This window comes from Fibrobacter sp. UWT2 (genome assembly GCF_900142545.1).
Classification (GTDB): domain Bacteria; phylum Fibrobacterota; class Fibrobacteria; order Fibrobacterales; family Fibrobacteraceae; genus Fibrobacter.
Map to the genome: position 1 here is coordinate 102,696 of NZ_FRBF01000009.1, position 11,047 is coordinate 113,742.

Sequence of the window (11,047 nt, forward strand, 5' to 3'; positions counted from 1 at the left end):
TGGTCTCATGAACCGTCTTCGTTCTAAATACATGTTTTTTGGATTGCTGTGGATCTTGTGCGCCGTCCTGTTTTTTGTGGGCTGCGAAAAAGGTACCGACGGTCCCTTGAAAGTATCTGAAGACGATTTTTCTTACGATGGTGATGGTTTCTTTGCGTATGCGCGTCTAGATTCTGGCAAGACGATTCACTTGTCCAAGGATACTCTGTATTTGGACATGGGAAAGATGTATACGTTTTCGAACTGTGCGCTGAAGGACATAAATTTGTCCTTCAACAAGGTCGATTCGGTGCTGTGGATTGCGCCGACGCTTTCGATTCATGCAACGGCCGAAGATTGTGCCGCACCTTTTTACCGCCCCGACACGACTCTTAAAATGCAGCTAACGTCGGAACAGATGAAAGGTGTTGGCGTCATCAAGGTGAAAAACGATGCGGATACGGCGCTGGATTCCATTATTCTTCGCCGCGGAAACATCAAGAAGGATACCTTCTACGTGTATCTGGATTCCTCTTTTGCTGATCCGCATGCATATCCCCTGCGTACAAAAGACCAGAAGAACGGCAAGGACGTTCCTACGATCCTTCGCGTGCTGGATTCGCTCACGCCTCGAGTGTTCTACTGGCGTACCATGAAGTCGACCTGTACGCACCGTGTGGATGTGTGCGATGAAACGAATGCCGACACCATTTACCCGACGAGTTGGAAAATTAACGATACCAACTTGGTGCCGGTGCATTACTCCTGTGCCGATTCCGAACTGACGTACTGCATTAATTCCAAGTGGGAAAACGATTCGACGGCGTTGGGAAAGGTTCAGGATCGCCCTGATACCATTTGGCATTACAGCACTTACTATACCGAGAAAATCCCGGAATGCGGAACTTATAGCTCTTTTGCGATTAGCAACTTTACGGTAGGTAACCGTGCGCGCTTTATTCGAGAACTGTTTACACCAGACGATGAAGAAACTTTCTGCGGACCGAATTCCAAGAAAGATTGGATGGTCTACAGTTTGTCGGCAGGTGGAATGGTAACGGATTCCGATAGCGTTACGGTGCTGGATACTTTGTCTAAAATTTGGAATGACGCAACCGTTGCGCCTGATACGCTGATAGAAAAATGATCGAATATACCTATTCTCCTGAAATTGCCGAGGCGGACCGCCCGATTATCCTTGAATCTCGCATTTACAAGGAATGGCTCGAAAACGTTCAAAAGAAATTTATCGTTACCAAAGTCCACTTTTCGTCGGTGGATTTTTTGCGTAAAGGCCGCCAGCCGCTATTCATTAAACTTATCGCGACGGCAACACTTCCGGATGGCCGCCCGGTGCATGGAATCGTGCTGGTGCGTGGCAATGCCGTGGGTGTCTTGGTGGTACTCCGCTGTGAAGGCAAGAAGTATTTGCTGCTGGTAAAGCAGCCGCGATTTGCGATTAGCGAACAGGCATCTCTCGAAATTCCGGCGGGAATTTTAGACTGGACGGGCGATTACCGCAAGGTAGCTCTTAGCGAACTCGAAGAAGAAGCCCAAATCAAGGCCGATGATTCTGAACTGATTGACTTGATGGATTTCTGGTACAAGGGCAAAAGTGACGGCTTTGCCGCCAGCTGCGGGCTCTTGGATGAACGCATTCGCCTGTACGCCATTGAACGCGACGTGACGCCGGAACAGCTTAAGGCGATGGACGGCAAGGACCAGGAATATACCGAAGAAATCGAGTGGATTAAGACCGTGGTGATGCCTTACGAAGAGGCCGCCCACGAATTTATCGATGGAAAAAATCTGATTGCGCTCTTCTTGTACGAACGCTGGCTCAAGAGAAACGAGGTGTGAGCTCGGCGCAAGGCGCCTCTGAGGAATGAGCTGATTGCTCGTTACCAGTTCCCGATATTATTTATCGTCAGGCCTAGGAAGAAAACCGTCAGGTAGCCGTACCAGAGTCCCGTAAGCACGTAGTTGAGCTTGCGCTTGTAGGCCTTGGGTTCATTCTTGTTCTTTTCGCGAATGATAAGGATGTTCTTGCGCAGAAAATAAGCGCAGCCAGCAAGACCGATAAGTGAAGCGAGAATCAAAAGTACGTAAGCCATGGTGTAAATGTAGCAATTATGGAACAGTAGGCAGTAAGAAGTAGACAGTAGGAAGTTGGATGTAGGCGGTGGGATAAACATTAGTCATCCCACATCCATAATCGTCTGTTTTCGCCCTCATTTCTTGAAAATCCGGTTGCCTAGACCCTAAAAAATTTCTCTATTTGTTCTGTCTTGACGTTCGTGGACCCGATTTAGGCTTAAATGAGCAGATTTCGGGGCCGTATGCGAACGCCGTTTATTATACGAGGTCTATTTGGTAGCCCAGAAATTGGATACACTTATCGCCCAGGCATGCGAAGCTGCTGGCGTGACATTGGTGGAACAGGACATGTTCCGCGCAGGCAAACGTAAGACTCTGCGCCTTTACATAGACAAGCCCGAAGGGGTGACAATCGACGACTGCTCTAACGTGAGCCGTCACTTGTCCGATGCCTTGGACCTGGATCCTGAAATTATCGAAGGTGCCTACACTTTGGAAGTGTCGTCGCCGGGGTTAGACCGCCCCCTGAAGTCGGTTGCCGATTTTACCCGCAATATTGGACGATTCCTGCGGGTGACTCGCAGTACCGGTAAGCCTGTTGTTGGCAAGCTGGTTTCTGCTGACGAAGAAAATTTGACGCTCACCCTTAAAGGCAATGCCGGTGACGTGGTCGTGCCCCGCAGCGAAGTGCTGGTGGCGAAAGTGGATGTACAAATATAATAGGAAGGTCATTTTATGAAGAACGAACCGAAAGTTAACTTGCTCGATGTGCTGAAAGAAGTGGTCGAAGCCAAGGATATGGATGATTCCATTGTCATCAACGCTTTGAAGGAAGCCTTGGTGACGGCAGCACGCAAGTACTTGCACATCGAAAAGAAAATCGATGTGGATTTCGATACTGAAACCAACGAAGTCCATGTGTTCTTGCGCGTGGCCGTTGTGGATGACTATCCGGATTACGACCCGAACATGACCGCTTCCGAAGTGGAAGAACTCGACAAGGGTTACATGCTGGTCGAAGAAGCCCGCGACTTCAACGAAGACGCTCAGCCGGGTGACTTCCTCGAAATGGAAATTCCTATTTCTGCATTCGGTCGCCAGGCCATCCAGACTGCAAAGCAGCTCTTGAACCAGCAGATCCGCGATGCCGAACGCCAGAAGATCATGGACACCTACCGTAGCCGTATCGGTACCATGGTGAGCGGCGAAGTGCTCCGCCTTGAACAAAGTAATATCATCGTGAAGCTCGGCAAGCAGACCGAAGCTATGATTCCGGCTCGTGAACAGATCCGTCGCGAACGCTGGGCTCAGGGCAACTCCATCAAGGCCGTGATCGCCCGCGTGGAAGAATCCTCCAAGAACGGTGCCCAGGTAGTGCTTTCCCGCGCCAATGGCGACTTCCTCAAGGAACTCTTCCGTCAGGAAGTTCCGGAAATTTACGAAGGTACTGTCGAAATCAAGGGCGTTGCCCGTGAACCGGGTTTCCGCGCCAAGATTGCCGTGTACTCCCGTGACGAAAAGATTGACCCGGTCGGCGCATGCGTCGGTATGAAGGGTGCCCGCGTGCAGACGATTGTGCGCGAACTCGGCAACGAACGTATCGACATCGTTCAGTGGAACCCGGATCTGGATACCTTCATTACCCGTGCTCTTACTCCGGCTAACGTGATCAAGCTGATTCACGTGCCCGATACTCGCCGCACGGTGGTGATTATCAGTGATGAAAACCTCGCTCTGGCAATTGGCAAGAACGGCCAGAACGTGAAGCTTGCTGCAGAACTCGTGCAGCGCAACCTCGATGTGTTCGGTGAAAACGAATGGAACCAGAAGGACGACGAAACGAAGGCCAAGATTACTTCTCCGTCCGCTGCCGATTTGAACCAGAACCGTAAGGCTGCTCGCTAATTTTAAAAAAGGAACATTGGAAGCTATTCATGGCTAATGAAGAACAAATTAAACCAGTAGATTGGGCGAAGGAACACGGAGTCAAGAGTGACCTCGTGATCAAGCTTTTGCGCGAGAACGGTGTCAAGGTTTTGACCCAGGTTTCGAAGGTGAACGCCTCCGAATACGAAAAGATCGAAGCCGCTGTTGATGCTGAACGCCAGAAGGCTGAAGCCCGCAGTAAAAACCTGAAAAAGGCGTCTACCGCCGAAACTTCCAATGCCTCTTCCGACAAGAAGAAGGAATCTTCTTCGGCTGGCGACGGCAAGTTGAAGGCCAAGTTGATCAGGACGAAGAAGCCGGCTGCAAAACCGGCCGCCGCTCCCGCTGCCGCCGCAGCACCTGCTGCAAAGCCTGCCGCAGTGGTAAAGCCTGCTGCTCCTAAGGTCGAACCGAAGGTCGAAACGCCTGCCGCTGCTCCCGCACCGGCTGCCGTTGAAGCTCCGAAGGCTCCCGAGGTGAAGCCCGCCGCAGCACCTGCTGCTCCGAAGGTTGAAGCTGCTCCCGCAGCTGCTGCCGCAGAAAAGCCTGCAGCACCTAAGGTTGAACCGAAGCCCGCTCCGGTGGAATCGAAGCCTGCTCCGGCTGCTGTAAAGCCTGCCGCACCGGCAGCCCCCGCAGCGCCCGCTGCTGCCGCACCGGCCGCTGCCAAGCCTGCCATGGTGACCCCGGGTATGGAACTTAAGCAGCCCCCGATGAAGGCTCAGGTGTTCAAACCTGATGAAGCTATTCTCGCCCGTATCAAGAAGTCTCAGCAACAGGCTCAGGCATCCCGCGGCGGTCACCGTAACAACAACGGTAACCAGCAGGGTTATACGGGTACATTCGGTCGCCTTTCGAACAATGGCGACAACCGTAACGGAAACCGCCGTAACGACAACCGTAACGGAAACGGTGGCCCGAACAATAACGGTGGCCGTACCTTTACTGGTCGCACCGGTGGCTTTACCGGCAGTTCTATGCAAGATGCCTTCAATGCTAGCAATGGTGGCGCCCAGGGATTTGGCGGCCAGAATCAGGGCGGCAAGGGTGGCAAGCAGCAGAACGGTCGCCACGGCCAGAACGACAAGAACCGTCGCGGCAATGGCAAGGACCGTCAGGACCAGCAGAAGGAAATCCAGCAGGAAGTCGTTCGTCAGAACGTTTCCCGCGTGATGGCTGACCTGTCCAAGAAGCCTGTCAAGAAAGTTTACCGCAAGGAGCATAACGACAATACTCCGGGCGAAGAAAAGAAAATCCTCAAGACTTCCGACTTTATTACCGTGGGCGAACTCGCTGGCCTTATGGACCAGATGCCGGCCCGCGTGATCGCGAAGTGCATGGAAATGGGCATGATGGTGACCATCAACGCCCGCCTCGATTTTGAAACCATCCAGCTCTTGGCTGACGAATTCGGTTACGAAGCCCAGCTGATGGAAGAATACGAAGAAGAAGTGCTCGGCGTGGAAGAAGAATCTTCTGAAAACCTGAAGCCGCGTCACCCGGTGGTGACGGTGATGGGCCACGTTGACCACGGTAAAACTTCTTTGCTCGACTGGATTCGTAAGACCCATGTGGTGTCCGGCGAATCGGGTGGCATTACGCAGCATATCGGTGCATACGAAGTCACGACCAAGCAGGGTAAGGTGACCTTCCTCGATACTCCGGGTCACGAAGCATTCAGTGCTATGCGTGCTCGCGGTTCTCAGGTGACCGACGTGATCGTGCTCGTGGTGGCTGCCGACTCCATGGTGATGCCGCAGACGGTTGAATCTATTGAACTTGCCAAGCGCGAAAAGGTGCCGATGGTCGTGGCTATCACGAAGATCGACTTGCCGACCGCTAACCCCGACAAGATTCGCGCCCAGCTCGCTGAACGCGGCGTGGAAGTGGAACAGTGGGGTGGTTCTACCAGCTGTATCGAAGTTTCTGCACGTACGGGCCAGGGCATGGACGACCTCTTGGAAACGCTCGCCCTCGAAGCCGAAGTGCTCGAACTCAAGGCTAACCCCGATGCTCACGCTCGCGGCGCCGTGGTGGAATCTAAGCTCGACGTGGGTAAGGGTTCTATGGCCACGATCCTCGTGCAGAACGGTACGCTCCATGTGGGTGACCCGTTTGTCTGCGGTATTTACGCTGGTCGTGTCCGTGCTATGTTTAACGAACGTGGCGAACAGATGAAGGAAGCTCCTCCGTCTGCTCCGTGTCAGGTGCTCGGCTTTGACGGTACTCCGCAGGCCGGTGACGATCTTATTGTGGTCGAAGACGAAAAGACCGCACGTGAAATTGCCTCCAAGCGCCGTATGGCTGCTCGTGAACGCGACCTGCGTTCTCGTAACGTGAAGACTTTGGAAGATACCTTCAACGATCGTAAGGAAGGTAAGCTCTCCGAACTCAACCTTATTGTTAAGGCCGACGTGGGCGGTTCTGCAGAAGCTCTTGCAGCAAGCCTCGAAAAGCTTACCAACAAGGAAGTGCGCGTCAACATTATCCGCAAGGGTGTGGGTACCATTACGGAATCCGATATCTTGCTCGCTACGACCGCACAGGCAATCATTATTTCCTTCCACTTGATGCCGTCGCTCTCTATCCGCGAAATGGCCCAGAAGGAAGGCATCGAAATCCGCAACTACCGCGTGATTTACGACTGCATTGAAGATATCACCAACGCTGTGGAAGGCCTCCTCAAGCCGACCATGCGCGAAGAACTCTCCGGCGAAGCCGAAATCCGCCAGGTGTTCAAGATTCCGAAGATCGGTCTCATCGCAGGCTGTATGGTTACCGACGGCGAAGTCGACCGTACCAGCCATGTGCGCGTGTACCGCAACGGTGTGGAACTCGGTACGACCGTGGTCCAGTCCTTGAAGCGCATGAAGGACGACGTCAAGTCTGTCGCTCGTGGCTTTGAATGCGGTATCGGTCTTAAGGGTTACGAAGACATCAAGGAAGGCGATAGCTTGATCTTCTTCAAGGAAGTCAAGGTTGCCCGTACCCTGAAGGATGTGGCCCGCGAAGAAGCCGAAGAAAAGGCCAAGAAGGCTGAGGAGTCCAATGAGTCGTAGAACTGACAGATTGGACGAACAGTTCCGCGAGGAAATCGGCAAGCTCTTGCAGAAGGGCTTGAAGGATCCTCGTGTGAGCAGCCTCGCAAGCATCACGCGCGTCACGATTACCGATGACCTGAGCTACGCCAAGGTCATGGTGTCCGTGATGGGTACCGATAAGGAAAAGCGTGATTCGCTGATTGGCCTCAAGAATTCGGCGGGTTATATCCGTACTGTTTTAGGCAAGGCGCTTAAGATCCGCAAGATTCCGGAACTGAATTTTGTTCTGGATGAAAACTTGGAACACGCCATGCATATCGAAAGCATTCTGGCCGAACTGAAGCAGAAAGGGGACTTGTAATTGAGCAATTCCGGCTTCGTTCTTTTGGACAAGATTGCTGGCGAAACTTCTTTTAAGGCCCTTTTCCCACTGAAAAGGGTCTTTTCTACAAAGCGAGTAGGCCACGCGGGCACGCTGGATTTGCGTGCCTCGGGCTTGATTATTGCTGCCACCGGCCGCTGCACGCGACTGTTGCCCTTTATCGAAGCCAAGGACAAGTGCTATAGCTTTAGGCTGCATTTGGGCTACGAAACCGACACCTTGGAGTGGGACGGCGAGGTCGTAGAACAAGATGAGAGAACGCTCGCGATTTCCCGCGAAAAGCTCGAAGCCGTTCTCCCGCAATTTACGGGCGATATTGAACAGGTTCCGCCCAAGTACTGCGCCGTGAAAATCAACGGCGTGCGTGCCAGCGACTTGATGGAACGTGGCCGCAACATTGAATTGAAACCCCGCAAGATTCACATTGGCGAACTCAAGGTGATTGGCGAGGGCGAAGTGACCGAAGGCTGCTCCGGCAAGGAATTTGCGACCTTCGACTTGATTTGCGAATGCTCCAAGGGAACTTACATTCGTGCGCTCGGTCGCGATATTGGTCGTGCGCTTGGAACCTACGCGTGCGTATCGCAGATACGCAGACACCGCATCGGCAATGTGACGCTCGATAAGGCGGTGCGTGGCGAGAACTTGACTCGTGAAAATCTGTTGCCGGTCGATGCGGTGCTCGACTTTCCGGTGGTGCGCCTTACCGACGAACAGGTGGCCGTGATTCGACAGGGCAATTGGCTCCCGTGGAAAGAGAAAGTCGAGGGCGTGGGTCCTGATGGCCATGTGTTTGCTGCAAATATGCAAGGCGAAGTCTTGAGCTTGTGTTTTTATGAGCCGGGGCGTATTAAGCCGAAATTTTATTTGGGTGAGGATGAAAAATGAAGCGTGCTGTGACGATGGGTAATTTTGACGGATGCCACCTGGGACACCAGGCGCTTTTCCGCACGCTCAAGGCTGTTGCTGAAGTGAACGGCTTGAAGCCTACCGTCATTAGCTTTGAACCGCATTCCAACTATGTGCTGCGCACTCCTGGCGATCCGCTGCTCCTCACGACTACCGAAGAAAAGCGCGAATTTATTGAAAGCCTGGGTCTTGAGTTTTTGGTGCTTCCATTTACGCCCGAGGTGGCGAAGCTTCCGTTCGATGTTTTTGTCCGTCAGGAACTGATTGAAAAGCGCGGCGTGTGTTCCATGTTCTTTGGACACGACCATTGCTTTGGCGCTGGCGGCAAGGGCAACTACGAAACCATTACCGCTGCTTTCCCGGAACTTTCGACGGCCATGCTTTCGATTGTGCTTCACAAGGGTGAACGTGTGAGTTCTTCTGCTGTGCGAAATGCCTTGCTGAATGGCGATGTGTCGCGCGCGCAGACTTATCTGGGCCGCCCGTACCGTTTGTCAGGAACGATTGTCGAAGGCAAACGCCTCGGCCATACCATCGGATTCCCGACCGCGAACCTTCAGGTGGAAAAGTACAAGTTCTTGCCTAAGCACGGCGTGTATGTGGCAACCGCTCGCCTCCCGGGTGGTGTTGATGCAGACGGTGCACACGACGAACGCTGTTTCCGTGCGGTGGTGAACATTGGTACGCAGCCTTCTACCGGCAACCAGCGTCTCGCTATCGAAGCATATCTGCTCGACTTTAACGAAGACATTTACGGTCGCCCGATGGCGCTTGACTTGATGGCGTACCTGCGCCCCGAACAGAAGTTCCCGAGCTTGGACGATTTGGTGCGCCAGATTGGCATGGACGCCGATACCGCCCGCAATTACAACGGCAATCATTGGGCTGAATAATTCAGTTTTTTCCCATTTGCCTCAAAAAAGAGTATATTAAAAGTACTTACTTGAGGTGTATATGGGAGCAAAGATTTTATTGACATTGGGGCTTGCCCTTTCAGCGATACAAGCGTTTGGTGCTGTGTATTATGTGGCGCCTGATGGCAGCGACAATGCGGCGGGCACAAAGGAGAAACCCTTCGCATCGCTCAACAAGGCGAATACCGTGGTGACTGCGGGCGATACCGTTTGGATTCGCGGCGGCATTTACGACCTGCACGATACAGTCTTTTACACACGATACAAGATGACGGCGGGCATTCTCCTCACAGCAAGCGGCGAAAGTGACGATAACCGTATCCATTATCTTGCCTATCCGGGCGAGCGCCCGATTTTTGACGCAGCCAACCTCCCCGTGGCCGCGGGCGAAGAGCATGGCGACGGCACTCCCGAAGGAGCAATGTACACCTCGCCTATCGTGATTGCGGCAAAATACCTGCACTTGAAAGGCTTTGATGTTCGCAATACGCCCATGATACACAATTCCAATTCAGGCGTTTTCCTGTACGCGAGTAAGCATATTTTCTTGGAACAGATTGACAGTCACCACAACGCGGGACCGGGATTCTTTGCGCACGACGGAGCGTCAGGCGGCGGTGGGCACCTCTTTTTGAACTGCGATGCGCACGACAATTATGACCCCACGGATTGGCAGGGCGATGGCGAGAATGCCGACGGTTTCGGCGCGCACTATCAGGAATCCGGCCAGGGCGATACCACCAAGTTCATCGGGTGTCGCTCGTGGTGGAACAGTGACGACGGCTTCGATTTCATTAACCAGGAATTCCCCGTGGTGCTGGAAAATTGCTACGCCATGGGGAACGGCTACAGCGATTTTGGGCGAGGTAGCCCGAAAAACGGCAACGGATACGGCATCAAGATGGGCCAAAGTACGTTTGGCACCGGGCATCACCTCATTAAGTTTTGTGCCGCTTGGAAAAATAAGGCGTCGGGCTTTTATGCAAACTATACCAATGCCGGAAGCACGTGGCTCAACAACACGGCCTACATGAATGGCGACCGTTCCTTCAGCATGGCATCGGCGCTCTATGCCGAAGATGGAAAGACCCGCCTGGCCGAAGTGGTGCCATTGACGGGCGACAACGCGCACGTGCTCAAGAATAACATTGCCTTCCCGAACAAGAATTCGCAAATCGGGGAATGCTGGGAAAAAATTTCGAGCCAGAACATCGACCATTATGTGGAATGCCCAGCTGGCGAAAATAATACGTGGAATTTGAATCTTGATTTGACGGAAGATGACTTTGTAAGTCTTGATGACCCGAGCATGACCGTGACCGGCGAAGATCTCTCAACGCTTCCGGGAATACTTGGCCCGCGCAACGCGGACGGCAGTTTGCCGAACGTGGACTTCTTGAAACTCAAGAAGGGAAGCCGCGCCTTAGAATTAGGCTTGGGTGCATTCGAATATGGCGAGCCTTCGATCGTGATGACCCGCGCTAATCCTGTGGAATTTTCTGGTACTGCATTCGTGTTCGACATGCAGGGCCGATACCTGGGAATCTTGCAGGCCGAGCAGCTTCGTTTCGGCTCCGTAGCCGAAGTGCTCCGTGCTAAATTCAGAAACTCTGGCGCCTATATTGTGCGTCAGGGTAGGTACTTGCAGAAAGTGAATGTGAAGTAGTGCTACGTTAGCACAACTATTTATTCCTAAAAATCGTTAGTGAACCTTTGTTCACTTATTTTACCTCGGACCTGGATCCGAGGTATGCTTTTTGTATGCTTTCGGGTTGAAAATGTCGGCTCTATCTTGCCAA

The 11,047-nt window shown here is 52.8% G+C and carries 10 protein-coding genes; 9 read left to right on the plus strand and 1 reads right to left on the minus strand.

The genetic code is table 11. The features are described from left to right. Positions 1–7: 7 nt before the first annotated feature. Both BUA40_RS08210 and BUA40_RS08215 read left to right on the plus strand, forming a co-directional pair. Positions 8–1,126 carry a hypothetical protein gene (locus tag BUA40_RS08210; RefSeq protein WP_255369249.1) on the plus strand — a complete coding sequence of 373 codons (1,119 nt, stop codon included), beginning with the start codon at positions 8–10 and terminating at the stop codon, positions 1,124–1,126. After that, complete coding sequence (locus BUA40_RS08215; protein ID WP_072800163.1) at positions 1,123–1,839, plus strand: NUDIX domain-containing protein; 717 nt, start codon at positions 1,123–1,125, stop codon at positions 1,837–1,839. The genes BUA40_RS08210 and BUA40_RS08215 overlap by 4 nt, the downstream gene beginning before the upstream one ends. A gap of 41 nt (positions 1,840–1,880) precedes the next feature. On the opposite strand, the gene BUA40_RS08220 is transcribed toward BUA40_RS08215, so the two are convergent. Next, complete coding sequence (locus BUA40_RS08220; protein ID WP_072800164.1) at positions 1,881–2,093, minus strand: hypothetical protein; 213 nt, start codon at positions 2,091–2,093, stop codon at positions 1,881–1,883. A gap of 256 nt (positions 2,094–2,349) precedes the next feature. Between BUA40_RS08220 and rimP the strand changes: the two genes are divergently transcribed. The 7 genes from rimP to BUA40_RS08255 all read left to right on the plus strand — a co-directional run bounded on the left by rimP (position 2,350) and on the right by BUA40_RS08255 (position 10,914). Then, on the plus strand, positions 2,350–2,796 hold the full coding sequence (rimP, locus tag BUA40_RS08225) for a ribosome maturation factor RimP (protein WP_072800165.1): 447 nt from the start codon (positions 2,350–2,352) through the stop codon (positions 2,794–2,796). A 15-nt stretch (positions 2,797–2,811) separates the two neighbouring features. Continuing rightward, the gene (nusA, locus tag BUA40_RS08230) at positions 2,812–3,981 is read left to right on the plus strand and encodes a transcription termination factor NusA (protein WP_072800166.1); all 1,170 of its coding nucleotides are present in this window, start codon (positions 2,812–2,814) and stop codon (positions 3,979–3,981) included. Positions 3,982–4,010: 29 nt separating this feature from the next. Continuing rightward, positions 4,011–7,061, plus strand: a complete 3,051-nt coding sequence (gene infB, locus BUA40_RS08235) for a translation initiation factor IF-2 (RefSeq protein WP_072800167.1) — start codon at positions 4,011–4,013, stop codon at positions 7,059–7,061. Next, the gene (rbfA, locus tag BUA40_RS08240) at positions 7,051–7,404 is read left to right on the plus strand and encodes a 30S ribosome-binding factor RbfA (RefSeq protein ID WP_072800168.1); all 354 of its coding nucleotides are present in this window, start codon (positions 7,051–7,053) and stop codon (positions 7,402–7,404) included. Before infB ends, rbfA begins: the two co-directional genes overlap by 11 nt. Beyond that, positions 7,405–8,313, plus strand: coding sequence for a tRNA pseudouridine(55) synthase TruB (gene truB / locus BUA40_RS08245; protein ID WP_072800169.1), 909 nt, complete (start codon positions 7,405–7,407; stop codon positions 8,311–8,313). It abuts the gene before it with no gap. Continuing rightward, entirely contained in the window at positions 8,310–9,227 is a 918-nt protein-coding gene (gene ribF / locus BUA40_RS08250) for a riboflavin biosynthesis protein RibF (protein ID WP_072800170.1), read from the plus strand. Before truB ends, ribF begins: the two co-directional genes overlap by 4 nt. 61 nt (positions 9,228–9,288) lie before the next feature. Next, positions 9,289–10,914, plus strand: coding sequence for a right-handed parallel beta-helix repeat-containing protein (locus tag BUA40_RS08255; protein ID WP_072800171.1), 1,626 nt, complete (start codon positions 9,289–9,291; stop codon positions 10,912–10,914). Positions 10,915–11,047: the final 133 nt, after the last annotated feature.